The organism is Gluconobacter sp. Dm-62, assembly GCF_018256155.1.
Classification (GTDB): Bacteria; Pseudomonadota; Alphaproteobacteria; order Acetobacterales; family Acetobacteraceae; genus Gluconobacter.
On the sequence record NZ_JAERLY010000012.1, the window covers coordinates 34,452 to 60,011 of the forward strand.

31 protein-coding genes are annotated in these 25,560 nt (G+C 59.5%); 18 read left to right on the top strand and 13 right to left on the bottom strand.

The features are described from left to right. The first annotated feature begins 155 nt into the window (after nt 1-155). From JK202_RS11655 to JK202_RS11700, 10 genes are all read left to right on the top strand, one after another. The gene (locus JK202_RS11655; RefSeq protein WP_211561259.1) at nt 156-608 is read left to right on the top strand and encodes a DotD/TraH family lipoprotein; all 453 of its coding nucleotides are present in this window, start codon (nt 156-158) and stop codon (nt 606-608) included. Further along, complete coding sequence (locus tag JK202_RS11660) at nt 601-1,599, top strand: type IV secretory system conjugative DNA transfer family protein (protein WP_211561261.1); 999 nt, start codon at nt 601-603, stop codon at nt 1,597-1,599. Before JK202_RS11655 ends, JK202_RS11660 begins: the two co-directional genes overlap by 8 nt. Then, on the top strand, nt 1,596-2,762 hold the full coding sequence (locus JK202_RS11665; RefSeq protein ID WP_211561262.1) for a type IV pilus twitching motility protein PilT: 1,167 nt from the start codon (nt 1,596-1,598) through the stop codon (nt 2,760-2,762). The genes JK202_RS11660 and JK202_RS11665 overlap by 4 nt, the downstream gene beginning before the upstream one ends. Next, on the top strand, nt 2,762-3,010 hold the full coding sequence (icmT, locus tag JK202_RS11670) for an IcmT/TraK family protein (RefSeq protein WP_211561265.1): 249 nt from the start codon (nt 2,762-2,764) through the stop codon (nt 3,008-3,010). The genes JK202_RS11665 and icmT overlap by 1 nt, the downstream gene beginning before the upstream one ends. Further along, nucleotides 3,007-3,426: a hypothetical protein gene (locus JK202_RS11675; RefSeq protein ID WP_211561267.1), complete on the top strand. Its 420-nt coding sequence runs from the start codon at nt 3,007-3,009 to the stop codon at nt 3,424-3,426. The genes icmT and JK202_RS11675 overlap by 4 nt, the downstream gene beginning before the upstream one ends. Beyond that, nucleotides 3,423-3,920, top strand: a complete 498-nt coding sequence (locus JK202_RS11680) for a lytic transglycosylase domain-containing protein (protein WP_211561269.1) — start codon at nt 3,423-3,425, stop codon at nt 3,918-3,920. The genes JK202_RS11675 and JK202_RS11680 overlap by 4 nt, the downstream gene beginning before the upstream one ends. Next, entirely contained in the window at nt 3,917-5,065 is a 1,149-nt protein-coding gene (locus JK202_RS11685) for a hypothetical protein (RefSeq protein ID WP_211561271.1), read from the top strand. The genes JK202_RS11680 and JK202_RS11685 overlap by 4 nt, the downstream gene beginning before the upstream one ends. Nucleotides 5,066-5,076: 11 nt before the next feature. Then, nucleotides 5,077-5,511, top strand: coding sequence for a hypothetical protein (locus tag JK202_RS11690; RefSeq protein WP_211561273.1), 435 nt, complete (start codon nt 5,077-5,079; stop codon nt 5,509-5,511). Nucleotides 5,512-5,515: 4 nt separating this feature from the next. Further along, a complete protein-coding gene (locus JK202_RS11695; protein ID WP_211561275.1) occupies nt 5,516-7,831 on the top strand; it encodes a type IV secretory system conjugative DNA transfer family protein in 2,316 nt (771 codons plus the stop codon). Nucleotides 7,832-7,923: 92 nt separating this feature from the next. Further along, nucleotides 7,924-9,060, top strand: a complete 1,137-nt coding sequence (locus tag JK202_RS11700; protein ID WP_211561277.1) for a DUF4238 domain-containing protein — start codon at nt 7,924-7,926, stop codon at nt 9,058-9,060. A 17-nt stretch (nt 9,061-9,077) separates the two neighbouring features. On the opposite strand, the gene mobF is transcribed toward JK202_RS11700, so the two are convergent. From mobF to JK202_RS11715, 3 genes are read right to left on the bottom strand one after another with little or no spacing between them, the layout of a single operon-like run. After that, complete coding sequence (gene mobF / locus JK202_RS11705) at nt 9,078-12,245, bottom strand: MobF family relaxase (protein WP_211561279.1); 3,168 nt, start codon at nt 12,243-12,245, stop codon at nt 9,078-9,080. Further along, on the bottom strand, nt 12,242-12,592 hold the full coding sequence (locus JK202_RS11710) for a hypothetical protein (protein ID WP_211561281.1): 351 nt from the start codon (nt 12,590-12,592) through the stop codon (nt 12,242-12,244). Before JK202_RS11710 ends, mobF begins: the two co-directional genes overlap by 4 nt. Before the next feature lie 10 nt (nt 12,593-12,602). Continuing rightward, nucleotides 12,603-13,370: a BRO family protein gene (locus JK202_RS11715; protein ID WP_211561283.1), complete on the bottom strand. Its 768-nt coding sequence runs from the start codon at nt 13,368-13,370 to the stop codon at nt 12,603-12,605. 432 nt (nt 13,371-13,802) lie between these two features. On the opposite strand from JK202_RS11715, the gene JK202_RS11720 reads away from it, so the two are divergent. The 5 genes from JK202_RS11720 to JK202_RS11740 all read left to right on the top strand — a co-directional run bounded on the left by JK202_RS11720 (nt 13,803) and on the right by JK202_RS11740 (nt 17,247). Beyond that, nucleotides 13,803-14,384: a hypothetical protein gene (locus JK202_RS11720; protein ID WP_211561285.1), complete on the top strand. Its 582-nt coding sequence runs from the start codon at nt 13,803-13,805 to the stop codon at nt 14,382-14,384. 112 nt (nt 14,385-14,496) lie between these two features. Further along, on the top strand, nt 14,497-15,339 hold the full coding sequence (locus tag JK202_RS11725; protein ID WP_062027993.1) for a hypothetical protein: 843 nt from the start codon (nt 14,497-14,499) through the stop codon (nt 15,337-15,339). Beyond that, nucleotides 15,339-15,905, top strand: a complete 567-nt coding sequence (locus JK202_RS11730; RefSeq protein ID WP_062027995.1) for a hypothetical protein — start codon at nt 15,339-15,341, stop codon at nt 15,903-15,905. The genes JK202_RS11725 and JK202_RS11730 overlap by 1 nt, the downstream gene beginning before the upstream one ends. A 108-nt stretch (nt 15,906-16,013) precedes the next feature. Then, on the top strand, nt 16,014-16,826 hold the full coding sequence (locus tag JK202_RS11735) for a hypothetical protein (protein WP_211561287.1): 813 nt from the start codon (nt 16,014-16,016) through the stop codon (nt 16,824-16,826). 19 nt (nt 16,827-16,845) lie between these two features. Further along, nucleotides 16,846-17,247: a hypothetical protein gene (locus tag JK202_RS11740; RefSeq protein WP_015074933.1), complete on the top strand. Its 402-nt coding sequence runs from the start codon at nt 16,846-16,848 to the stop codon at nt 17,245-17,247. A gap of 88 nt (nt 17,248-17,335) precedes the next feature. Here the strand turns inward: JK202_RS11740 and JK202_RS16270 are convergent, their stop codons facing one another. Then, nucleotides 17,336-17,614: a hypothetical protein gene (locus tag JK202_RS16270; RefSeq protein WP_249199996.1), complete on the bottom strand. Its 279-nt coding sequence runs from the start codon at nt 17,612-17,614 to the stop codon at nt 17,336-17,338. 126 nt (nt 17,615-17,740) lie between these two features. Between JK202_RS16270 and JK202_RS16275 the strand changes: the two genes are divergently transcribed. Next, nucleotides 17,741-17,956 carry an antitoxin VbhA family protein gene (locus JK202_RS16275; RefSeq protein ID WP_063905511.1) on the top strand — a complete coding sequence of 72 codons (216 nt, stop codon included), beginning with the start codon at nt 17,741-17,743 and terminating at the stop codon, nt 17,954-17,956. A 7-nt stretch (nt 17,957-17,963) separates the two neighbouring features. Continuing rightward, complete coding sequence (locus tag JK202_RS11750) at nt 17,964-19,439, top strand: Fic family protein (RefSeq protein WP_211561289.1); 1,476 nt, start codon at nt 17,964-17,966, stop codon at nt 19,437-19,439. Between the two features lie 15 nt (nt 19,440-19,454). On the opposite strand, the gene JK202_RS11755 is transcribed toward JK202_RS11750, so the two are convergent. After that, the gene (locus JK202_RS11755; protein ID WP_211561291.1) at nt 19,455-19,655 is read right to left on the bottom strand and encodes a hypothetical protein; all 201 of its coding nucleotides are present in this window, start codon (nt 19,653-19,655) and stop codon (nt 19,455-19,457) included. 424 nt (nt 19,656-20,079) lie between these two features. On the opposite strand from JK202_RS11755, the gene JK202_RS11760 reads away from it, so the two are divergent. Further along, the gene (locus tag JK202_RS11760; RefSeq protein ID WP_249199997.1) at nt 20,080-20,436 is read left to right on the top strand and encodes a hypothetical protein; all 357 of its coding nucleotides are present in this window, start codon (nt 20,080-20,082) and stop codon (nt 20,434-20,436) included. Nucleotides 20,437-20,648: 212 nt separating this feature from the next. Here JK202_RS11760 and JK202_RS11765 read toward each other — a convergent pair whose 3' ends face one another. The 8 genes from JK202_RS11765 to JK202_RS11795 all read right to left on the bottom strand — a co-directional run bounded on the left by JK202_RS11765 (nt 20,649) and on the right by JK202_RS11795 (nt 25,424). Next, entirely contained in the window at nt 20,649-21,317 is a 669-nt protein-coding gene (locus JK202_RS11765) for a hypothetical protein (RefSeq protein ID WP_211561292.1), read from the bottom strand. A gap of 447 nt (nt 21,318-21,764) precedes the next feature. Next, the gene (locus JK202_RS11770; protein ID WP_211561293.1) at nt 21,765-21,914 is read right to left on the bottom strand and encodes a hypothetical protein; all 150 of its coding nucleotides are present in this window, start codon (nt 21,912-21,914) and stop codon (nt 21,765-21,767) included. 169 nt (nt 21,915-22,083) lie between these two features. Next, nucleotides 22,084-22,260 (bottom strand): hypothetical protein, encoded by a 177-nt coding sequence (locus tag JK202_RS11775; RefSeq protein WP_156470268.1) that lies wholly within the window; start codon nt 22,258-22,260, stop codon nt 22,084-22,086. 155 nt (nt 22,261-22,415) lie between these two features. Beyond that, a complete protein-coding gene (locus JK202_RS16430) occupies nt 22,416-22,541 on the bottom strand; it encodes a hypothetical protein (RefSeq protein ID WP_255308585.1) in 126 nt (41 codons plus the stop codon). Between the two features lie 51 nt (nt 22,542-22,592). Beyond that, the gene (locus JK202_RS11780; RefSeq protein ID WP_211561294.1) at nt 22,593-22,811 is read right to left on the bottom strand and encodes a hypothetical protein; all 219 of its coding nucleotides are present in this window, start codon (nt 22,809-22,811) and stop codon (nt 22,593-22,595) included. 28 nt (nt 22,812-22,839) lie between these two features. Next, nucleotides 22,840-23,334, bottom strand: coding sequence for a single-stranded DNA-binding protein (gene ssb, locus JK202_RS11785; RefSeq protein WP_211561295.1), 495 nt, complete (start codon nt 23,332-23,334; stop codon nt 22,840-22,842). A 483-nt stretch (nt 23,335-23,817) separates the two neighbouring features. Beyond that, on the bottom strand, nt 23,818-24,486 hold the full coding sequence (locus JK202_RS11790; protein ID WP_061510721.1) for a hypothetical protein: 669 nt from the start codon (nt 24,484-24,486) through the stop codon (nt 23,818-23,820). A gap of 197 nt (nt 24,487-24,683) precedes the next feature. Continuing rightward, on the bottom strand, nt 24,684-25,424 hold the full coding sequence (locus JK202_RS11795) for a hypothetical protein (protein WP_249199998.1): 741 nt from the start codon (nt 25,422-25,424) through the stop codon (nt 24,684-24,686). Nucleotides 25,425-25,560 lie beyond the last annotated feature (136 nt).

Here is a 25,560-nt window from a genome sequence, read left to right on the forward strand (position 1 = left end):
CTAGAAATAATAGTCAAACATATGTTCAACAAAAGAAACACAAAAACCATCAGGGACCGCAAAAATTGTCCCTGAGTGGTGATGAAACGCCTCCAAGTTTTTTCTGAAAGTCGCAGATAGGTCCGTGATGATCCTTCCAACATCTGGAGGGATCCATGCGAGACCACTATCTTCTGACACCCGTTCTTCTGCTGGCCCTCTCGGCCTGCGCCACCAAACCGCCCGAGCCTGTGGCGACAACAGGCATGGCCAATCCCGAACTTGCGCTGCAACGCGCCATTGCCACGACCGACGCGGATCTGGCCCAGCTCGGTACATTGCGGCCGACCCCGCCTCCCATGACCCCAGACCCCGGCCTTCCCGCTGACCTCAAGCGTCAGGTCTGGTTTGTCTGGCAAGGCCCCCTTGAGCCTGCGGTCCGCAAGCTCGGCAAAGACATCGGCTACAGCGTGACCGCGTTCGGCACGCATCGGAAGGTCATTGTCCAGATCAATGCCGTGGCCCCTGTGATCGACCACCTACGCACGCTCGGCGAGCAGGCGGGAGATCAGGCCACCGTCTCTGTCGATCCCCTCTCCCACGCAATCTCGGTGACGTACCATGGCTGATCGCGCCCTGCTCTGCGGCCTCGCAACGGCTGCCTTCCTCGCATTCCCATCTCTCGCAGGTGCGGCCGACACCAGCACCATCATGCCGTCCACAAGCGCCCTTCCTCCGCCAGCCCGGAGCGGAACGCTCGTTTCCATGCCAAACCCGCCTGAGCCGGGCGCGGATCAGATCAACGCCAATGATGAGGCCCTCGGCAATCCTGCCAACACCCCGGTCACAGGCGCCCTTCAGCTCGACCGCATCACAGGCGGTGAGGCCCCACCGTCTCTCGAAGCCTTGCAGGACGCGCGACCAAACGATGAAGCCGGCGACGACCTCAAGCCGGGCCGACGCGAGCAGATCCGTCAGGCCGCGCTAACCTACGGGGCACAGGGCGGACAGGCGGCGCGCTCTTTCGCCATCAACGAAATGTTGCGCCACAACGAGCCAATTCTCGACACCACGTTCGATTTCCGCCCCTTCGTCCTGCCGGTCGGTGATGGTCAAACGCTGATGCAGCCCCCGATCGTCAGTCAGGCGCAGATGGCCTTCGCCCTGAACGATACCGGCACCATCGCTCATGAGAGCCGCTGCGTCTTCGAGATTACCCGAGAGGCGCAACTCACGTCTGCCGCCCCGAACTGGCGGACCTATCTCGTCCGCTCCTGGAACAAGCCGCGTCATCCGGCCTCATCCGCTCTGCCTCACACGGACAAGGAAGTGCGGCACTGGAACGACTGGGTGGCCGAAGGCTGGGCATCCGGAGAAAAGGTGGCTGATGAGATCTACCTGTCCGATCTCTCCCGTCTTCAGCGCGACATCACGGGCATGGCCCGCTATCGCGTGCTTCTGCGGGCCGGTCGTGTCGAAGAGCCACGCGTGGTCTTCGAGAACCGTCAGGCCGTGGGCGGCGGCGACAGTCTGCATCTTGGTGACCGTGTCATCCGCATCACCGGACAGCCCGGCCTCCAGGCCCGCACTCGCGTCGCCTATCCGGAGGACTGCCGATGAGCGCCGTCCTCAAACTGCGCGACACCGAAACCTGGGCACACGAGCGGGCGAAGCGCGAGTACCCTTGGGTTGCTGAAGCCCGGAAACATGCACCCGGTCTCGATGACTTTTTGAAATGGGCACATGGCCTCGGCGCGTCGCGCATCGACCTGCTGACCGGACATCGGGCCACGCTCACGGTTCATGGCCGCAACCGCTACGCCACCATGGACCCCACGACATCGCTGGATCTCAAGCAGATCGTGGATCACGTCTATGGCGCGGACGGCTCGGCGCGCGTCCTGATCAGCCTTCAGCTCGATACGGCCTATAGCGTGACGCTCAACCGTCGTGAGTCCCTGCGCTTTCGTATCAACATCTTCCCCGTGCAGACCATGCGCGGCCCGGGCATGAATCTTGTCCTGCGGCCGATCCCGACCCTGCCGAAGAGTCTGGACGAGCAGCGCGTCGAGCAGGAGATCCGCGACACGAACCTGCTCAGAAGCGGCATGGTGCTCACGGGAGGATCGACCGGATCGGGCAAGACCACGTTGCAGTTCGGGCTGATCCACGAGCGGCTGATGGATCCGACCGTCTCATGCAACATCTCCACGGGCGAGCAGCCGATCGAGTTCCTTTTCGACAGCCTCAAGCCTCCCAACGGCAACCGGATCACCCAGACGGAGATCCGACCGCCAAACATGACGCCGCCGCTGTTTGTCGAAGGCTCCATGCGCCGCGAAAACTCGGACCTGGTGCTGGGCGAGTGTCGTGACGGCCCGACCATGGAGGCGGCCATCAACTGCGCCATCACGGGCGGCAAGCTCTCCACCACCATCCATGCCGATAACGGCCCCCTCATGATCCAGCGCTCCATCGCGCTGTGCCCACGGGCCGAGCGGGACAATCTCGTCAGCGCTCTGGCGCAGTCGCTGCGTTTCGTCATCAACCAGCGTCTGTTGGATCGGGTCGGCGGCGGCCGTGTCGCGGTGCGCGAATACCTGACCTTTCATCAGGATCTGCGCCGTCAGCTCATGCGCACCGAAAGCGAACTTTGGCCCGATCTTGTGGCTCAGGCCATCGAAAGCGACGGCCAGAGCTACGCGGTCGCCATCCGCAAGGCCCTGGAAGACGGCCTGATCACCGAACAGACGGCCAATGAGGCCTGGAGGAGAGACGCCTGATGTGGCGCGCAACCGCACAACCTGTCCGCCTGGCTATCCTTGATGGCCGGGCCTGTCTGCCGCTTCTTGTGACGGTCACGTACTGGAGCTGGACGACGCTGTATATCGGCGTTCTGGGGACCGCCCTGTTTGCAACGATCAGCTTCTTTGGTCTCACGCTGCCGGCTGCCCTCAGAACCGTCCGCCGCCTTGTCACCGGCCCTGTCCGGTCCGGTCGGCCGACCTGGAAGCGGAGGCGCTACGGATGACGGCCTCTCCTGCTATCGGCCTGCTGTCAGACGTTCTGGTCAGGGCCATCGACCGCAAGGGCCTCAGCGTTCTGTTGAGCGATGCCACCAACTCGACCCCCTGCGCCAGCACGGTCGCGGCGTCCAGCAGCGGTTTCCTACCAGCCTTCCTGATCACCGCCGAGGCGTTGTGGTTTGAAATGACGCAACACGGCTTTGGCCTGAAGCTGGTCGATGATCCTGAAGCCGCCCTCGGCGTGACTGTCATCGACCATGGCGCGCAGTCATTGGTCACCGTCCTGCTCTGCCTGCTCGATGTGCTGGACGCGCTCCCGGTTCAGAACGGTCAAATCAATCTCTGTGATCTGACGGGCCTCTGGCAGGCCAGTATGACGCGTCTTCAGCCTGTCTCCGTCCAGAAGGAGCAGGCCGCATGAAAACCCGTCTTTTCTTTCCGTTGGCCCTCGCGGCCCTCATGACGGCCCCGGCTGCCTTGGCCGAAGACGACGGCGGACGCCAGATCGCGGCCTGCATGAAGGAGTCCGCTCATAACGCGCATGTGCCGACGGGTGTCATGCTGGTCCTGCTTTATGTCGAAGGCGGCCATCCCGGTCAGGCCGTGCAGAATACGAACGGGACGTCCGACCTTGGCCCCATGCAGGTCAACACAATCCATGTTCCCGAGATTGCGCGCCACTGGCACACCACCCCGTCCCGCGCCTACGCGGCGTTGCGGAACAATTCCTGCGCCAATCTTGAAGCGGGCGGCTGGATCCTCGGTCAGGAAATGACCAAGGCCCGGGGCGACCTCTGGCAGGCCGTGGCAGGCTATCACTCCCATACGCCCCGCTTTGGCACGGCCTACCTGAAGCGCTTTTACGAGATGTCCCAGACCCTGATCCGCACCAGCCATCAAGGAGACCCGGCATGAGTGGCACAGCTTCGCGGTCCTCAGGCACGCGCTCGTCAGGGGAAATCACCCTGATGCTGGCCGGTGTTGCGCTGTTGGGCATGGTTGTCCTGGCCTATATGGTCTGGTCAACATTCCACACCGAAATCAGCCGCTTTTACTGTGAGGCCCTGACTTGGCAGATCGGCATCCTGCCGAGTACGCCAGAGCTGGCCCACCTGAATATCCAGCTTCAACAGGCCCTGCACCATCCGGCATCCATTCGTCTGATTCAGCTCTATTACGGCCTGTCCATCGTCGGGATGCAACTTCGGTGGGTTGCGGTCCTAGTCGGTGGGATCTGCGCGGGCCTGTGCCTCTTCTTCGGGGAGAACAAGGCGCTGCGGGCCGTCCTCGATCTCGAAGGCCTGATTGCCGTGCAGGCAAAAATGTTTCCGACCCTGCGCGGGTTTGCCAAGCGCCGCATCACCCGGCTTGTTGCGCCGTCCACCGGGGCACCTCTTCCGGCCGATCCGGCTCTGACGGCCGACGAGTGGCGCAGCCGCTTTGCCACGGCCGCTGATGGCAGTTTCAGTGAGGTCTGCGCGCAGGAGGCTTTCGAGCGTCAGCTCGGCCCGCACTACACAACAGCCGGCCCCGTCGCGACGCCACCTGCGGCTCAGGTGCTCTTTGCGGCCTTTGCGCTGCACAAACTCAAGCGTCGCGATGAGGCCATGACCCTGCTCGGTCAACTGTCTGAAGGTCTGGCAGACGCAGGACTTGATGGCGATACCGGCCCGAAGGTCAGTCTGAAGGTGCCCGCAGACGTTTTGAAGACCGCGCAGGACTTTCTTGCAGATCCCGATATGCAGGCCACGATCGCGCAGAGCTGTGACCGTCACGGATGGACCACGACCGCCCTCATGACGCTTCTGTGCGATGCCCGTTTTGAAGCTGGCGTGCTGGCGCCGCCTGCCTTCGCCATCGTCAAGCTGATCGACCGGCCGCTTTGGTACGCCCTGCACTCCCTGGGTTACCCGAGCGAAAACCCCAACGAAGACGTGCATCCCAATCCCCGGATCGAAGCCGCTGGCGCCCGCGCCCACTGGTCCGAGGAACAGCGCCTGCGTCGCCCCCTCTACATCCCGGTGCTTGATCGCGCCCTTTCCACGCTCCGCTCCGCCTGAAGGACAATTTCATGACCCGCATCATTCTCCAGCATGGCCAGAACGCACCCCTCACGCTCGACATCGAGGAGGGCAGCACGGCCCCGATCCATCTTCATTTCTCGCAAGCCCTGCCTGTCGCGGCCCCTCAGGCCGAGATCGCCCCGGTTGGACCTCAGGCCACTCCGGCCCGCAGGATCCGCCGCTTTCTGCCGGTTGCCGCGACAGCCGCCGTCTGCGCGGGTCTGTTGCTCACCTTTGGCGGCCTGCGCGCGTCAGCACCTGCGATGCCAGAGTCCGCGCCTCTTCCGCCGTTACCCTCCAGCGGCCCGCTGGAGACGCAGCCGCAAGCTCCGGCCCCCACGGCACCACAGCAAATCCTGAAGGCCCTGCATCAGCCCGCCCATGTGGAAATGCCGCCGTCCACACCCGCACAGGCTGGCTCGCCGTTCGGTCTGGAGAACTAAGGCCATGACGGCTCGCAAGATTGGCGCACCGCTTGGCCATCAGCAGGTCGAGCGGGGGAAGACATACCGCGACACGCGCCCGTTCTGGACAAAGGCGAAAGAAGAGCTTCGCTCTCCTCTGGCCGGATGGCTTGGGTTCGTGGCGGTCGGTCTGGGCTGGTTCGTGCCTGCGCTTGATGGAGCGCTGATCCTCGCGGCGCCTGCCGTGGCAGCCTGGGTTGTCCTACGGCCCGAGCGTCTTCCGCTCCATATGCCGCGCTACAGCGGGCTGAAGGATGCGAACGATCTCAATCCTAAGGATCGTAAGGCCCGCCAGGCCAACGGTATTCTTTATCTCGGCACAGAAGCGCGCACCCGTCGCCAGCTCTGGATGTCTTCGGACGCGGCCCGTCAGCACGCTGCCATTCCGGGCACCACCGGCTCCGGCAAGACCACGGCCATTGTCTCGTTGATGACGAACGCCCTCGCCCATGGTTCCGGCTGCATCCTTGTGGACGCCAAGGGCGACAACACAGTTTATGGCGATGTGCTGGCACTCGCACGGCGGTTCGGGCTCGATGACCAGGTGCTGGCGCTGAACTTTCTCGCCGCCTCCGGCACGCGGGATTCCAACACGTTCAATCCGTTTGCCACGGGAAACGCGGATGCCATCCGCGAAATGCTGGTCAGCCAGCTTGGCGAGCAGTCGGCCAATGATTCCAACGGCGTCTTTCGTGACCGTGCTGTCGGCCTCATCGGCACAGTGGTTCCGGCCCTCGTCTGGATGCGCGACACACATGGCATCCCCATCAATATCGACGCGATCCGCTATGCCACCGACCTGCGCTGGATCGGCACTCTTGCGCGGCACAAGGTCTTCCTTATCCGCAATCCCGGATCCAATCAGGCCATCGAGCGCAGGGTCGAAGACATTCCGGACGATGTGCTGTGGCCGCTTCAGGCGTATCTCGGCGAACTGCCCGGCTATGATTCCTCTCTGGAATGGAACGCGCAGAAGGAAAACAAGCCGTCCGAGCAGCACGGCTATGCCAAGATGTATTTCTCGCGCGTCTTCACCCAGCTTGGCGTCAGCCTCGGGCATATCTTCAGCGCCGAGACGGCCGACATCATCATGCGCGATGTAGTGCTGAACCGCCGCATCCTGATCGTCATCCTGCCGTCTTTGGAAAACTCGTCAGACAGTCTGGCAGGCTTGGGCAAAATCGTCGTGGCCTCGCTGCGCGGTGTGATGGCCCAACTCCTCGGTGCGAAGCTGCACGGCTCTGCCAGCGAAGTGTTCAAGCTGAAGGCCGGTGCCGGTGATGCGCCATTCCAGATCTTCTTCGATGAGCTGGCCGCCTATGTGACGGACGGCATGGACCGGATGCTCGCCATGGGCCGTGGCCTGAACTGCATGTTCTGGATCTCGTTCCAGGATCTGCCCGGCCTGACGGCCCGGATTGGCGAAAAGGCCTTCTCCCTTCTCGGCAACGCGAACCTGACCCATGCACTGCGGCTTCAGGATGCCATGAAGACCCGTGAGTGGCTGGAGCAGCAGGCCGACAAGGTGGAAGTCACACAGGCAACCCGCGTGGAGAACGATGGCTACGGATATTACAACGGCTCAGGCGCTGAGGTCCGCGAGGTCTCCCGTCTGCCCTGGAACGACCTGCAAAGCCTGATCGAGGGTGAGGCCGTCACGATGTTCGGCGGCCGGGTCATTCATTCCAAGACCTTCTTTGCCGACAACAATGGACGCTCAGGCGAAGTACGACGCGCCCGTCCGGTCATGCTGCCGTCTCCCAAGACCGGCCATGGTGTGGATCCGGATGCCGAGACCTGGGGCATTGTCGAAACGCTGGAAAATGGCGACTTCCAGATCGAGACGGCCAGCTCGGCCTTCCCGCCAGCGGTCGCTGCCCTGATTGGCAGGATTGCGAATGAAAACCATCGGGACAGCAAGGCCCTCATGGGCGATGTCAGTACAAGCCTGACCGATCTGACGACTTACCTGCGGACCACCTCAGCTCACGGTCATGGAGAAGGCAACACGCCGTTCGCGGGGATGCTGGCCTGGGGCCGCTTCCAGCGCGACGACAATAAGGACGAAAGCCTTGTGCCTGCGCAACCCATGGATGGGGCGTTTCTGGGGCAGATTGAGCAACTGGAGCGTCTTGTGGGCAGTCGGACAGGCCGAACGCCTCGTCGCCGTGCTGTGCTCGTTCTGGCGACACGTGATCAGCTCCGTGCCCTTCCGGCCAACACACCCAGAGCGAAAGGGGGTAGCGACAAGGAAATCTTGACTGCATTCCGTAGAGTAGGGGAAGGAATTCACGCATAACCCACCAGCGAACACGGGACAAAAAAGCGTCCCGTGTTATAGTAGGGATGAAATCTTGTCGTTTATCTCCGAAGTGCATTGAGTTATTGGGCATGGCCGAAAATAAAAACCAACATTATGTTCCAAAATTTCTGCTTCGTAGATTCAGTGCAAACAATGACGAACGAAGTATAAATCAATACAACAAAAAATCATCTAGATTAATTCCTCAATCCTCCATTGATGGTCAGTGTTCGAAACCTTATTTCTATGGACGAAACTTAGCAGTCGAGCGCTCTTTAATGTCTTTAGAAGGGTTTTGGACGAAAATTACAAAAGATATTATAATAGATAAAATGATCGGCATTAGTAATGTAATTAATGTACTCCAAATGTTTTCTATACAGAAATCGCGAACTTACGTGTCATCCAATGACACCAGGAAATTATATGAGGGGTCAGCAAAAAAGGTTATAAGGTACTTTCTGGATGCGGATGAACAAGAACGCCCCTCACCTATCATAAAAAACTCTCCTGTAATATCATTACATAATCATATACACGACTGGATATATTTATTTGATCTTTCGCAATATTTACTTATAAATAAAACAAAAACTCCTTTCATTATCTCCGACGATCCCGTAGTGGAAACAAATCTATTTCTCCACCGTAGCGAATACGATCAGATAACAGGAATCGCTAAGGCTGGATTTCAATCTCTTCTTCCAATATCTCCAAATATTTGTATACTCGTACAAGATTCTTCAGTTTATCATTTAGATCATGAAAATGGATCCGTATTCCTAAATAAGAATAGTGATATAATTAAAATAAACAAAGTTATTGCATCAAACTCTCATCAGAATTTCTACTTTAATGAAAAACTAATTGATAAAGATATACAGATATTAGCAGAAACCTCAAAAAGAGAACAACCAGCAATATCTTTCTTCGAATCAGAAGATTATTTTTCAGAGGGTGGGAAGATATCCAAATCAATCTGCCATTACGGCAAACACCCCTCATCTATCCACTTAGACTTTTCTCTCCTAAAGCTCAAAAAACGGCCAAAATTTCATCACGAAGTGATTTCTGGCCAGCCATTACGAGATTACGAGTGGCATATGCTAGCGCGAGACCTTCAAAGGAAGGCGCACGCTAGTCGAAGCGACATTACGGTCGAGATGATCCGCGATCATCCGCTTTTTCCTCACTTGGGAAAGTGGATAGAAAAGTACGTGAGATAGGGACGAAATAGAGGAAGTCACATGCCTAATGTCAAATTTAATACTGACTGAATCCTTTGACTACGCAAATCTTGTTCCCTTTCTGCAACAATTTCTCCTCGCAGAATATTTTCAATTTTCTGATCCAATTCCTTCAGCTTAGGCAAAGCGGCCTTCTTCAATGTTATCGCCTGCACGCGGCTGGCAACCTCGCGCCCATAATCCCGGCCCTCCTGCGCCATTTCCTCCTGCATCTTGCCGAGACGGATCAGCTCCTGAACGTGCTTTTCCCGTTCCTCCTGCGACGTGAAGGGCAGATCCATGCCAAGCGCCTTGTAGGGCTTATTGGACATACCCTTGGCCACATGATTCCACAGATCGTCGCTGGTGATCTCCGTCGTATCACCGAGCGCGCGCCCGTTGCGCACGGCCTCAAACGTCGCGCCGTCTGAGATCATGGTCCAGGTCGTGCCCTTGGCCCGGCTTTCGGCCACGTAGGATGTAAACCCGGTTGCCGTTGCCACGCCTCGCGGAAGTGCGTTGATATGTTCGTCTGAGGTAAGGCCCTGGGCGGCATCAATGGTCATGGCATGACCGAAGCCTAGCAGGATCCGGCCGGTCTTGTGCTCCTTCAGCCGACGCCATTCAACATCCGCCTCCCGTCCGTCCTTCGTCCGGACTTTCAGGCCATCCTTGCCGTGCGAGACAACCTCCACGACATCCCCATTGTTGCCAACGGTGGTCCCTGTCCCTTGGACCACCCCCCAGGTGCGCCGGAACAGGCGCAGCTTATCGCCGGCAGCGACCTGAAGCTCATAGGTTTCGCCGCGCTGATCGACCGCATCGAGATTGACCTCATCGCGGGAGATTTCGCCACGCTCCTGCAGGATCCTGCGCACGGCGCGGCTGAGGTCGGCCGCGTCCTGGTTGGTCAGCGCCGACATGCTGATCCCGCGCTTTGATCCGGACGCAGCCAGCGCGTCACGGCGCGTGACATAAAGCTCGGCAATCTTTTGCAGAACCTCATCCTGATCGCCGCCGACTAGCCGGATCGTGCCGTCCTCGCGCTTCATGTCGATAGCGCGGCGGACTTCCTCAAAGTGAAAGGCGTTGCGGGGATTATCCCAGTTTTCCTGATCCCGGTTGGCGTAGGCGGCCTTCCCTTTGGGGCGACGCGCCTCCAGTGCATCCGCACTCGGCTTCTCGCCACGAAACAGTCCGGCGATCTCACGATTGCGGGCCGTTGTCTGGCGGACCGTGGACAGCAGCTCCGGCATATCCTCCTTGGCCAGAACCCTGCGTAGGATCTCGACAGTATCACCGGCCTCAATGGATTGAGCCTGCTCCCGGTCGCCCAAGGCCTTGATGGTGCAGCCGCTCGCGCGTTGCAGCTCCAGAAGCTGAAGCATCTGGCGCGGTGCGATCTGGCCGACCTCGTCAATGACCAGAACCGTGTTCTCGTCCACGGCCTGCTCGCCTTTCTCAAGGCGGCTGAGGAAGGGCATCATGGCGTAGCGCTGATGGATCCCGGCATCACCAAGCGCATCGGCCTGTCGCCAGGCCGTCGCAAGGCCGATGATCTCACGGCCCTTCTCCGAGAACCGGGTATCCCGCTTCCAGGCATCCACGAGCGGCTGAAGCAGCGTTGTCTTGCCAGAGCCGGCAACACCCGTGAGCATCGAAATCTTTCCGGCCTTCCCCAGGGCGTAGATCGCCGCCTTCTGGGACTGGCCGTGTTCGTTGTCGAAATCGAGGTCGCATCGCGCGATGGCCTCTGTGAGTTGGGCGTCCGAGAGGGAAGCACTGCGATCTGCGGAGGCCCGAACGGCCTCCTTGGCAAGGGTCTCCTCGACACGGATCTGTGCCGTGTTCGTCACGCGGACCCGGTCATTCTTCACGCACGACACAAGGCTGACCTGTTCGCCCCGAACCTCAAGGCCTTTGTCCTCGATCAGTTTGACGACCTGGTCGATGTCTTCAATGCCCCCGGGGATGCCCGCTCCGATGAGGCCGCGAGCGGCGTACATCCTCAGCTTGTCATGATCGAGAACGGCTGCCGTCTCAAATTCCTTTCCCAGATGCTTGGCCGCGAACACATAGGCCTGCTCATGCCGGTCCGCGACAGATACCTCCGTGGCCTCAGCCGTGCCCATGACGCTGTGATGCTCCCAGCCAATCGCGGCGGCCCGTTCGCGCCAGGCCTGAACGTCGTCAGCGGATTCATTCTTCTTCTGCCTGTGCGCCAGACTGGCGGCCTTGAGCATCTTGTTTTTCAGCTCGGCCGTCATGGTATTCCAGTCGTGCCCCTCCTTCTCGGCATAGGCCCGAGCGGATCGCGTCACCTCGGCCGTGCGGCTGGAAAAAGCGTCACAGGCCTCCTGCGGAACGGCGGAGATAACGGTCGCCTGCTCCTTGGCGTCGTAGGACTGCGCAATCCCGAGTTTGCGCAGCTCATCCGCCAGTTCCGCCTGGAAGAAGGCTCCAAACTCATGCACGCGAGAGCGCAGGCGCTTGGTGTCCAGCGAGCCCACATGACCGCTCTCTGTCACAACCACATTGTAGAGCGAGTTATGGATGTGCATCTGCGGATCGCCCCCGGTCGGGGCCTCACGCAGATAGGTGGTATCGGTCTCGGCATCATGCAGGGTCAGGGTCGGGCGCGACGTGCGGTGACGGTAGGACGTCCAGGCGACCTCCCCGGCTTCTTCTCCGTCTTCCCCACCGTGGCCACGTCGGGCAAAGCCAAGCTCGCGGGCCACATACTGCATGGTCGCGTCGTTGGCCCGTTGCACAGCGTTCCAGATGGCGGCCCCTTCGGCCTGCGTGGGCGCGAACTCGGCAGCCAGCGTGACCGACTTGTGCGGGGCCATGGTCAGATCATAGGCGCTGATCTTTCGCTTTGCCTGAGACCATTGATCGCCATTGTCAGCGCGCTTGCCCTCGAACAGGGCCGCAAGTGTTTCGGTCGTGGGCATGGCGCGCCGATCCACGCCGAGTACGTCCGCCATCTGCTGGCTCATGCCCGGATTAAACGAGGCCCGGCCATCACGGCCGAGGTAGTAATTCGTGAGGCGCTGACCGTCGCCGTCAGGCACCTTGCCGGTATCCGTGCGGAAATCGTGCTCCGGATCCGGTGCGCCCTCGGTGAAGTATGCGGCCACGAACTTGCCGTTACACTCCGCCGAAATCTTGCGGAAGGTCATCATGGCGTGCGGCCGTCCTCTGCCTTCGGACGAACCTTACGGCCTTCAAGGAGGTCGTTGTTTCTAGCGGTCGTGTGGTCGATGCGCCTGATGACCGGCTCCTGATCCTTCATCAGCTCGACCAGGCGCGCAAGAATGTCGTCCAGTGTCGGGCCGTCTCCCTTCTCTGAAGGAGTCAGAAGCTCGATCAGGATACTCAGCTTTTCGCTGATGAACCGGATCTCCTCGCCCTGTTCGTCAGAGCGGGTGAGAAGGTGCTGAAGAAGCTCCCGATCCGAAACATCGGTCTCGGGAGCGCGGTCGGGGGTCTGGGTCTGATCTGTCATGAGGGCAGGATAGAAAGCCCTCATGCGACTGAGATCATTTCGTCAGGGCGTCAGGCCGTTCTCTCTCTTTCCGCGAGGTGGTGGCCGCCTGCATGACCCATTGCGCCAGACGAGTGCTCAGAGAGATAGCCTGATCAAGCTGTTGGCCGCAGGAGTTTTCGGTCACGGCCTTGTTCAGGATGACGTCCTCGGTTCGGAAGTTCCGCCACAGGGATCCGACCAGTTGGGCAGAACTGACTAACGCCTGCACATCGGCCTGATCAACCTCGACAAGGATCTCGTCCAGATCACGGGCTTCAACATGCAAAGGCCGATCCGGCAGACTCAGAACCATATACCGGCCCGGTAGGCGACGCATTTCCTGAAGGCGCGTAAGGTCAGCCGGGTCCACTGATTGACCTCCCGCGATCGCCACTTCAACTCCTGGCCGAGAATAAAATCCATGCCGCCTGATGCTCGGGAGAACTTCTTTGGTAATCCAGCGACGAAAGGCGACCGCAAGCGGAAGCTGTGACTTGATCAGGAAGTGATAGAGACCGCTCTCGCTAACAACGATCTGATTTTGAATCCTACCTGAGGATGGTAGCGCGATCGTCCGCTTTTCGTCGTCATCAAGCCCACGAGCTGCCACGGCAGGCGAGCTGTGTGCGATCGCTTCACACACCTCCATCATCCGAAACCAGACTTCGCCATCTTTTACGAAAGTCTGAAGAGTTGTGTCGTTGAAACGGAACTGCGCGGCTTCGACGTAGTCCACATCAACGACGAGGGGGGGCGATATAGCTTTCTGCTTTCTTGGCACGTCAGGCTCCTATTGAGGGGTTCTGCCTCCCGATGAGACGGACCGGTGTTCCTCTTTCGAAAGCCATGATGACCGCTTGATCTGCGACTGCACCGAGAGACCGAAGCGCCGCTTTCAGACAAGGGTAGGTCTATCAGATTGATACACCTACCCCTCTTCTTTTCCCTGCGCGGCGAAGCCGTCCGCACCAACGGTGCAATGGTCTATGAAGAAGCTCTTTTCTATGCCGTACTTACGCCGTGTCTTCGCCGTGATGACGCCGTGTGAACGCCGTATAAGCGCCGTGGTGACGCCGTGCGAACGCCGGACTTGCGCCGTGAAAACGCCGTGTGTATAGCTCCAAACGGCTGTATTGGGCTCTGGGACCGTGTCACGCAGAGGCCGTCAGTCCCGCGCTGTGTCCAAAACGGACACACTTCGAGGAGACCGCCCGTGACAAATCCACTCCACGACCTGAGGACTTCCAGGAATGGAAAGCGCGCATTGCGGGACCGGGCGAGCCCACTCTATAGGTGGCTGCGCACCAACATGGCCGAGGTCTCCGACCTTCGTGAAACCGGGGTCGCAACGTGGAAAGATATTCTCGGCGCGGCGCGTCTCTCGGGCCTGAACGTCGAGGTCAGTCCGCGGATGGCGAACGTCATCAGCAAACAGTGGTACCGTCTTCAGAATGAGGCTCAGGGCCTTCCGGTGGATGCCAAGTCAGATACCTCGGCAGTGAGGCCAGAAAGGATTTTGCCTCCGAGCAAGATTGATCCCGACTGGCGTCCAGACGAAATTGAGGCTCACTGGGCTGAACGCGAGGAGCCTGTTTCAGTGAGGCCGAGTGAACTGAGCAGCCCCGAAGACGCAACCGGACAGGCGCTGGTGTCGGCTCATCCGATCCGCGCGACACCTCCTGTGGCAATCGAAGACAATGAGAAAATTCCGCAGCACAGCAGAGATTCACTGAAGCGCCTGCGCGACAAGATCCGTGCCCGCAAAGAGGAAAAGTACCGTCTGACACCAGACTGATTTTCTTACCCAGGAGCATCTCAGTCGCAGATCAAGCGGTCATCATGGCTCTCGAAAGAGGAACACCAGTCCGCTTCATCGGGAAGCGGATCACCTCAACAGGAGCCTGACTGTGACCAAGGACGCTGACGTTAAAGCCACCCCGTCTGCACCGGCCCCCAAGGCCACCGCCAAGAAAAAGCCCGTTATCTTCACAATCATCGGTCGTCAGCGGGTTGGCAAAACGACCCTGCTTAATGCTCTCGCACAGACCGTTCATGACCAGGGCGGAACGCCGGAGATCTGGAACACCGATCTCCTGAACCGCTCACACTCAATCTCGAATTTCCATGACGCGGATAGTCCGGCCGCAGGCGACACAAAGCGCCAGAGAAAATGGCTGGAAGAAAAAATCCAGTCTCTTATGGAAAGTCGCCATGACGCCATTCTCGACATCGGCGGCGGATGGACAGCCCTGCACGAGTTGATCAACACGGAATCCCTAAGCCGCGCGCTTGACATGATGGGGATCACGCTCTCGGTGGTCTTTCTGATCGGGCATGAGCGGGCTGATCTGGACTATCTGGAAGATCTCCAGAAAAAGAAGAAGTTCTCGCCCCGCAATTCCGCGATCATCATCAATGAAGGCCTCATCCCTCCTTCACTGGACGTGGATGACGTTGTTGATGTCGTTTCCCACCATCCAGCCGTCGAAGAGGCGATGGAGAATGGCGCGGACATCTTCATGTATCCGGCCGCTGAGCCAATGAAAGACGTGTGCGACCGGGCGATGACATTCTCGGCCTACGCCGCAGGCGAGCAGAAAGACGGCTTCCCGACTAGCTCCATTTTTGATCGACTGGCCATGGACCGCTGGTATCGCCGTGATTTTCCCGCATTTCTTCAGGAACTCGGCGCCAGTCGCCTGCCGAATATGCCTAAGGGCCTCCCGGTTCCGGCCGAAAGTGACGTGTAATGTCTGATGGCCTTACCCAGAGGATTTCCGACTGTCAGGCCAGATTTGAAAGCTCACTGGATGCGCTGCGCGAGCAGACGCATCGTTGGACGCTTCGGCCACGTTCACCTGAGGCCAAGGTTCTGGATGGCCTCATGATCCTGATGGAGATGAACAATCTTCATCAGGCCCTCCTTCTCAAGGATCGTGAACACTCGGAGGCAGCGCATAGAGCGCTGTTTCAGGAGGCCGAGACACGCATGGAGCAGTGCGTTGCCAAGTGCGAGAGCCTGCTGGATCAATGCACACGCTCGGCAACAGAAGAGGTTATTGAGGTCAGGCGTGCTCTTCATGAAGGCGTGGCAGCCTCTCGCCAGCTCCAGAAGATTGACGAAAAGACCGTCAAGGCGAAGGTCGCGGAAGTCCTTGGCACCGTTAAAGGCGAAATCGCCGAAAGCATGAAAGCGCAGATCGTGATGGCGGGCACTCGTGTTCGACGGGACGAAATCAGCAAGCGGGCCGGATGGTTCGCCACCATGATCGTGGGCGGAACCGTCTTCGGAATTATCCTCGATCACCTGATTTAGGTGTGTCCAAAACGGACACACCACCTCGGGCCAACAAGCGCTGTTCAGACAATACTCAAAGTCGCAGACTACAGGCGGATACTGACCACCCCAACACAGGAGTGCTCAATGCCGCCGCCCTTCAAACAATCCTTTTTGATAACAGGTCTGGCTTTCTCGGCCGGACTTGGCTTCAGCGGTTCGTGCCAGGCGCAGTCGATTGAAGTGCCGAACGGCCTGCCGGAAGTCCCGCATGTCGTCTATCCGGAAGTCGGCCTGCCGAACTTCACGGTACCAGCCGGGACAATTCAGCAGATCGGCGGGGACGGAAAGGTTATCCAGACCAGTCAGCCAGTTTCTACCGGCTCGGACTCACTGCAAACGCTCTACAGCCGCTCATGGGGCTATCAGGCAGCGGATAATGCTTCCTCCATCGGCGTGAACCCGGCTGCCTTGGCCGCAACCTGCCAGGTCGAATCAGGCTGCCAGAATGTCTATACGGCCACCGGGTCTGGACACATCATCACGGGCGCGTTTCAGATGTCGAACGGCACGTATTCAGCGGAGATGAGTAAAGCGCTCGCTGCCAATCCAGGTCTCGCCAGTACCATCACGTCTGGAACGGCAGGCCAGCAGGATCCGGCAACACAGGCCGTTGCTGCCGCTCAATACCTGAAGGATGCCGCAACATCCCTACAAAGTGCCGGTGTCAGCAATCCTACGGCTCTCGATACGCGCGGCTACTACAACTTCGGCCCCGCTTCCGGGAAAGCTATAGCAACGGCCTCGGACGACACCCCGATGGCGAGCGTCTTGAACAGCTATTCGTCCACGCAGCTTCAGCAAAACGGCATCAGCGCGGGCGAGACGGTAGGCCAATGGCGACAGGCAACCGCTGACAAGATGGGAACCGGAGCCAATCAGCCTGTCCTTTCTACCTAACAAACGATAGAGTATTCCCATGAAAACGATGATCCCCTTGATCGCTTCTTTTGCTCTTGTCGGGCTAGCTTCTTCCGCCTCGGCATCAGGACTTCATGCCGTTCGGCCAGTGCAAGGTTATACCTGCATGGCGCTCAATCAGACCCAAGAGCAGGCCATGGATTTCGACCATCCAGCCACGTTTCGTCAGGGACCATCTGACACTGCGGCAGACGCAGGCTTAGCCGGTGCACAGGTCGCGATTAAAACGGGTGCTGATCCCGTAAATGGCTATCTTCCGACGCTCAGAACGGACTTCAAGCCAGCATGGGTTAAAGCCTCTCTGGTCAAGCCCTATGCGGTAGCATCAGACCCCAAAGCTCGCTGCGTTCCGGCCGTAATGTCTAACGGCAGCCAAGGATTCATGTATCCGAGAGATTGATTTCTTGGAGGCAGCCTCCGGGCTGCCTTTTTCGTATCCCCTGAGCCTGGACGTGGAGACACCGGAAGCCACCACGTCGCGGGCAATGTCACCCGGCTTTGCGGATCTCGGCGAGAATGGGATCGGCCTTTCTCTGCCGAGGACAGGGATGGGCCACATGGGCTGCTTCCAGATCCAGTAACCATAAAGACAGATCAGCCGGAAGAGAGGACGTGCCCTCCAGGCAGCGTCGGAACTGGTTGCGGTGCATGTCGCATTTCTCGGCGGCCTGACGCTCGGACCACCCGATCCGGAACAGGGCAAGAGACAGGCGCGGCCCGGTCAGGTGCTTCGGGCGGCTATCGAAAGGGGAAAGGCTCTTCGTCATAAGAGTATCCTGCCGCCGCGTTCTGCGACTGAGCGTAAAAAATCGCTCCTTCAAAATACGCATCCAGATAGGCCGCGAAGCCCGGAAAACCTTGCCATTTCTCGCAAAAACCGCTAATTTCTTCCTATGAGTTCAGCCAAAACCCTCTTCGCTCCGACGCCTTTTTCCGCCCTTTCGGATGAAGAGCGCGCGCGCCGTCAGGATGCGGTCGAATGGACCCTCGCGGCCCAGAGACGGCAGGGCTACACGCATGATCCCCTTATCGAGGACGCCTGCCAGTCGTTCGTCGCCGGACAGATCGACCTTGCCGAACTGGGGCGGAGACTGAATCCCGCCCTCTGACGCGTCAATGCCTCCTGCCCACGGCTACACCTACCCAAACGTCTCGGATGATCCTGACCAGACGGACGTTCTGCGAAACCGTCTCGGCCTGCGCCGCCACTCCGAGCTTCACCCTGAAGAATACCGCCGCACCAGTCACAGGATTCTGGAAATTCGGATGGGTCTGGGGCCGTCCGGCTCTTTCGATGCCGACCACCTGAAGGCCATCCATCGGCATATCTTCCAGGACGTCTATGAGTGGGCCGGTCACATGCGCCACGAAAGGCCGGTCGTGGATGGGGCACGGGTCGAACCGATCGGCTCCATGCGGAAAGGGTCAACGTCCTTCCTGCCCGGTTCCCATATCGACATGGGGTTAAACGAAGCCTTCAAGCCTATCCGCAACCCGGACGTCCTGAAGAACTCAACGCCGGAGCAGTTCGCAGCCATCGCCGGAAAAGTGCTGAATGAGCTGAATTACGTCCATCCGTTCCGCGAAGGAAACGGCAGAACGCAGGAGGCGTTTGTCGCGGAACTCGGCCGTCATTACGGGCATAACGTGGACCTCTCCGTCATCACGAAAGCCCGGATGGTGTCCGCGTCCATCGCCGGCACGCAGGATCCGGATCACTCTGCTATGGCGGCCTTGCTGACAGATGCCACCGATCCCACCCGTGCGCGTGCCCTTAAGGAGCTGATGCAGGACATGGGCTCTGGCCCTGCCGCAAGGCCGCTGGATGACCTCGTCATCCGCACGGCCGCGCCTGGAGAAACTGTTTCGGGGATCTTCAGGACACGGACCAGCCTCTCCGGTGCGTTCGAAACGCCTGAGGGGATCGTGGCGGTCCCTGTCGCGGATCTCCGAAACGCCGTCCGACAGGATGGCGGATACACTGTCACGGTGCAGTCCGATTTTTTGACGGCCTCTGCTGCTCCAACGCTTCGACCCGTACCGCGTCCGGTCATTCCGGCTGTCTTCGGGCCTGCGGAAGAGAAGCGCGAAAGCGCGCTCCTGGCGCAGGCCAAAGAAGAAGGCCGCAAGGCCGCCGCCTCTCTTCATGCGTTCTGGTCGGCCCCGCCTTCCCTCGTCTGCCGCGACATCGAGGCCGCTATCCGCCAGGAGGGCGGCGATGCAGCACAGGCCTTCACCGGCATGAAGGCCGGAGGCCGTCATGCGGCGCTCGGGAAAGAGATCGAAAAAGAACTGCGCCACAATCCCACCTTCGCGCGCGAGCTGGGTAAGGTGCAGAAGGACATGGCAGCCTATGGCGACAGTCGGGAAAAGGCCTTTGCGTTTGGAGCCGCTCACGGTCGGGAAACAGAAATCCTGACAGACCTGGCCGGGACGGATCGGGAGATCGCCCGCCATGCCCGCCGGACTCCCACCTCTGAACCGGGCCGCGCCCTGATCCAGACCCTGACCGGCCAGCCCGCCCTGACCTCCACAACGGACCCGGCAGGCCACCCGTCTCTTTCGTCTGCCCGAACACCCGGCCTCGGCTGATCGCCCCCTGTTTTCCTAGACCCATCCTGCCCGTGCGGCGAGCACACTGACGGCGACGAGAGTGGAACGACGTGGCGTTTTCCTGAGCCCATCCTGCCACTGGCCAAGACGGGCGACGGGACAGGCCGTCAAGCCCGGAGCGTCCTGAGCAAGGGGGGCAGGCTTGCGGCTGATGCGGGGTCGCGTGCGGCCCTGCAGCAGACGCGGGCCTGACACCTGCCGCCGAGGGTCGCGCAGTGGCTTTACGGACTGGCACGGCGACTGTCAGACTGAACGCCGGATGCGAGGCCGCCGTCGTGGAACGTGCCTCCCCGGACGGTCCGCAGGACTGGCCGGGGAGATTGAGGAGCCGTCTCACGAACCGATCACCCACACCAGGACCGTCCGTCATCGGAAAAGAACGCGGGTGAACCGTTACCCGGACGGGCCGAGACGCAGGGGCCAGACGCCCGGTTGAGGGCGGCTGGGCGCTGTGGCTCGGTGGAGCTTGGCGACGTAGGAGCCTAGCGGAATAGGGTGAACGAACCCGTCAGGGCCGCCCCGAACCCTTTTTCTGCCAGTCGCATCTTTCTGCGTCATTCTGCCCTTCTGAAGCAAAAAACACGCCATCATCCGAGGCGTCCGCTTCGTGATTAAGGACATGAAACAGATGCTCACCATACCGACGGTCTGGCCGTATTTCCTCTTTCTGTTTGGTCTCCAGTGGCTGATTACGGCTATTCGTGAGCGAAACAACGCCAAGCTTCTTGGCACACCGTATGCGCTTTTCGACATCGCTACAGCGTGCATGGCGACGATGATGCTTTGGCTGCGGCGCTCGACCCGGTACGCACTTTTTCTGGCGTTCCCGGTTACGGCCCTGTGCGCTGTCCTGTCTCTTGGGTTGTACCTGCTGGGACACGAGAAGGAGGCGATCAGCGCTCTCGACGTGGCTCTGATGGCAGGGTTCGGAGGCTGGCTGCTCGAACTACTCTCTTCCATGATCGAAGAAATCTGAACCCTTCGCTCCTTCGATTGCCCTGGCGCAGCCCCCCTGTGGGGGGCGAGCATTGGGGGCAAAATACTTCGCGCCGACGAGGCGCGTCCGCCTTCCTGGAAAAAACGACGGGAGAATGAAAAGGGCGAACGGGAGAAGAGGCCGAGGGCAACGCCGAGGCCGTCAGCGCGGCCCCGGTGAGTGGCCGGACCTGCTGGCCCGGCCTGTGGGGGTTAGAGAACGGCCCCCCATTGTGCGGCGCGGACGTTCTCGGTGAGGCTGCGGGCGTTGTCCTTGACGTAAGGCTTCCAGTCTTCCCCGATCAGTTCGCGGTAGGCGTCACATGCGCCCTGAGCCATGACGGCGAGCGCGTAAGCCTTGGGGGCCTGCTGTGCAGCGAAACGGACGGCCCGATCTACGCGGTTTTCCCCGCCGTCGATGCCTTGGCGGTCTTCGTCGCGGCTTTCGTTGCTGAAAGAGTTCTGTTCGTCGCGGGCAATCTGGCGCTTGTTCTCATAGAAGTTGGCGACACCATAGGCAGAGCGGATCAGGCCGTCCACGATGCGGCCAAGGTGCATTTCCATGGCCTTGAAATTGCGCTCGCCCCGGAAGTCGGTGACGACAAGCACATCCTCAAGAAGCGTGTACTGGTCGCGGATCATGCTGAGACCGGCCCCCATCAGCTCGTCATAGTCGCCAGCCTCGAAACCGAAATGCTGAACGATAGCGGCGATCTTGTCATCGTTGGGGGCAAGGCGCATGACGTCTGCCAGCGTGGGAGCGGCAATGGCCTTGGTGCGCTCGCGGGCTTCGTTGAAACGGCGGACGGCGGCGGGGCTGGCCTTGTTTGCAGCCTTGCGGTTCTGGGCCTTCGGTGCGATTGTGGTTGCTGCGTCGGACATGAAAATCACCTTTCTAGTCTAGCGAAGTCCCGTTCGGTAGTACCAATACCGTTCGGGGCGCTTTGTCTTGAGGGCCAATCCCTCTCGACAAGTAAAAGATAGCCTTTTTGGCTTTTCCTTACAAGATAAAAAACGCAGAAAAGCGCCATAAAACGCGCTTTATTTTTTCATTACAAGTAAAAATATTTCTTGATTACTTCGTGAATACCTGTCGTTTTCCTAGACCCATCCTGCCCGTGCGGCGAGCACACTGACGGCGACGAGAGAGAAAGGGAGGTGGCGTTTTCCTGAGCCCATCCTGCCACCGGCCAAGACGGGCGACGGGACAGGCCGTCAAGCCCGGAGCGTCCTGAGCAAGGATGACTGGCCTGCGGCTGATGCGGGGTCGCGTGCGGCCCTGCAGCAGACGCGGGCCTGACACCTGAAGCCGAGGGTCGCGCAGAGGCTTTACGGACTGGCACGGCGACTGTCAGACTGAACGCTGGATGCGAGGACGCTGTCGTGGAACGTCCCTCCCGGGCGGTCCTTCAGGACCGTTCGGGAGGGACGAGGAGCCGTCTCACGGTCGAACGTGCCAGACCAGAACCGTCCGTTCATGGAAAAGGATGCGGGTGAACCGTTACCCGGACGGGCCGAGACGCGGGGTCCAGACGCCCGGTTGAGGGCGGCTGGACGCTGTGGCTCGGTCGAACTTGGCGACGCAGGAGCCTAGTGAGATAGGGTGAACGAACCCGTCAGGGCCGCCCCGACCCTTCCTTTGCTTTTTCTACTTATGGCCCTGATTTGTGCCGGAAGAGTCCCGCGTCAGGAAGAACACACCCCCACCCACGGCAAGCACCAGCAGGCCTCCCCGGATTGGATGCAGAAAGCCCTGCCAGATCAGAAGTAGAATGGCGACCTGAATGATCAGCGCACCGATGCGAATGACGGTTTGTCGTGACATGGAGCCAGTCTAGTCTTTTTCGCTGTCCTGGCGCAGCCCCCCTGTGGGGGGCGAGCATTGGGGGCATCAAAGCTCGCGCCGTCGAGGCGCGCCCGCCTTACTGACTAGACCGGGCGAGCGGACAAAAAAAGCGGCCCGGAGGCCGCCTGTTGGTGTCACTGATGGGACGTTCGAAGCTTTGCCAGCCGGGTGGCAATCGGTCCGATCGCAAGCCCCAGACCGATGGTGAAAGCAGCGGCAGGCAGAAGAATAAACAGAATACTCTGGGTCACGTTATCCATTGGATTTCGCCTCCGTCTTGTCTTCGGGATAGGGGATATAGGCCAGAAAAGTCAAAGAAATTGCCTCAAGCGCCGCACCCAGAAAAAACAGGTGACGGCACGCATGGGGGTCAACGGCCCTGTCCCGGAGATGAGTGGGGTCACGATGCCGAGCCCCCACGCGCTGAGGGCGAATGTCTGAAGGACGCTGGCAATCGCCTTGTAGCGGTCTTCCTTGTGTTTAGAGCGCTGCGGTGGGGGCAGCAGCGCCATGAGGCGGTCTTTGTTCATCTTACGCTATGCCCCTTCCCCCCGGCCCTCAAAATGGAATTTTGTCATCGAGGTCGTTCCCGCCCGGTGCGTCCCAGTCCGCATTGCGGTTTCCGTTGCCAGACGATCCCCCAGACCGGCCGCCACTGCTTCCACCACCAAAGCCTGCATCGCCCTCATCGCCATTGCCTCGGTTGCTGTCGATCAGCACCAGTTCACCCCGGAAACGGTCAATGACAACCTCTGTGGTGTAATGCTCCTGACCGCCCTGATCGGTCCACTTGCGGGTGCGGAGTTCGCCTTCGAGATACACCTTGCGGCCTTTGCGGAGGAAGCGCTCCGCGACGTCACCAGCCCGCTCATTGAAGATGACGACACGGTGCCATTCGGTGCGTTCACGGCGCTCCCCGCTCTGCCGGTCGTTCCAAGTATCCGACGTGGCGAGTGTAAAGCTCACGATCTTGGAACCGGACTGCGTATGACGGACTTCCGGGTCTTTACCAAGGTTGCCAACGAGAATGACTTTGTTAACGGAACCAGCCATGAGAGCCTCCAAGACTTAGGGAACGTATCGACTGGACTTGTTCGGCGTTATTGCCTCTGTCCATGAATAGATAATAGGTTTTTACTTGGTGTGAGTCAACGAAAAATGGCAGAAAACCGCCGTTTCTGAAGAAATAAAGCCGAATGAAAAGTCGTTTTACTTGTTGGTTACTGAAAGTATATTTGATGTTTTCCTAGACCCATCCTGCCCGTGCGGCGAGCACATTGACGCCGCCGTCGTGGAACGTGCCTCCCCGGACGGTCCGCAGGACTGGCCGGGGAGGTTGAGGAGCCGTCTCACGGACAGATCACCCAGACCAGGACCGTCCGTTCATGGAAAAGAATGCGGGTGAGCCGTACCCGAAAGGGACAGACCCGAGGGACAGACGCCCGCCTGAGGGCGGCTGGACGTCGGGGCTAGGCGGAGCTTGGCGACGCAGGAGCCTAGCAGAGTAGGGCGAACGAACCCTTCAGGGCCGCCCCGTTATAGCAGTCGCTCACGAATGATTTTTGCGGCCTTTTCGATGGATTCATTGCTGTTGAGACCACCGGCGCTACTCAGATGCGGAATCACTGCGAGCGGCGTTTCACCGGGATAAAGTCTGATGCGCTTCGTGTGATCCCCAACCTTGAACTCAGCGAGTTCGCACTTGATCTCTGGCTCTGACACGATGTTTACGAAGTCCCGCTCGTGCGCCACGCCGACGCCGATAAACAGTTTTGGCCTATGAGCTTTGACCTGTGCTCTCATCGTCTTGAAGCACACATTCCTCACGTAGGCGATATAGTCGACCTTGCTTACGAAGCCTGTGCGCTCCTGAGCCTCAATGGACCATGTATCGACCGTGAGACAGTTTTCCGGAAAAAGGTTTGTCAGCAAGTAGTCGCAATCCGGCGATGCAAAGATGCTCCGCGCTCTTGCGAATTCGAAAGCCTCGCTGATCGGGTGCCCTTCGATGCAGCAGAGAAGCTTATGGGCCTTCTGATTGTATCCCCATCCCCATTGTTTTTCGACCGAAAACCCTTCTTCTGCAGCCAGAGCGGGGTTTGTATTTTCGGACTCACCGAATTCAATGCCACAAAGCCAAATGGAAGGTTTATCAGGGGAGCCTATATTTCCCGGACCGTCAAATTTGTAGTCGTCCAGACTCATTGTATGGCCTTTAACGAACGACGCGTTTCTTGAAAGCATTGCAATCTCTTCTTGAAGCTATTACTGGACAGATTAATACAACGCTTCCCTACGAGCAATTCCACTCTTTTATTGCTCCTATCTGCCTTAGGTCGCTTATGGCGGCTAGTGCTGGAAGCATTAGGCTCAGGGCCCTGAATCCGATTGCCGCAATCAAATCAATGGGTCCTTAGCCTGCCCACGCGCTTTTTCTCTTCGTCTGCCTTTCCGCAAGCTCGCAGAGCAGAGCGCAATTCCGGGCACCGCGCGGCAATTTTTCCCTGCGACATTCTGCGGCAACGGGCAAAGCCCCCTAAACGGTCGATGCCCTCCAGCAGCATGACCTTGCCTCGTCCGGGAAAAAATATGACCGCGACGCCGTCCCGTGCATCTGAAACTGCGGGCAGCCGGAGGAAAAGGGTGGCGAAGCCATCCGAGGTCTGAACCCATCCGGGCGCTGGCCCTGCCAGTTGCCGCAACGGCATCAGGTCAAAGTCCGGACAGTTCTCGGCTATAGCCGCTGTGAGAAGCGGAGACCTGAGCCAGAAGCTGGCGCTACAGCCCGGCCAGTCTTTTGAGGCGTCCGTCGGAAACAGGATTCCGAAGACGGTGATGAGATCAGCCTCATAGACAAGCTGACCGCCCTGCCATTTGGCAAAGCCCGGATCATCGAAGCAGTCGAAATATTCCATCCCCCGGATACTGACATCGGGGTACTCGTCAGAAAGCCCATCTCCGTGACGGAGGAAGGACGTGCCGATGCCGTTTTCGAGGGTCATCACCAGCGTGGTGTCGTTCTCCCACGCCATCTGGTCCGGTGCGCAGGTCCGGTAGGCGCGCTCTTCGGCGATCTGGCGCAGACGGTCCTGGGGGCCGGTGAGCGTGAAGACTGTTGTGACGGCAGTAGCCACGGAAAACATCCTTTTCTCTTTTCAGATGCTTTCCTGCAGACGCAGACGGCTGGACGGGACAATGGCGCGCCCTCCAGGGCGCGGGCCGCGTGCGGCCGGACCATTGTGGCGGCCAGACGGCCTGTGGCGACTGAACTTCCTTTTC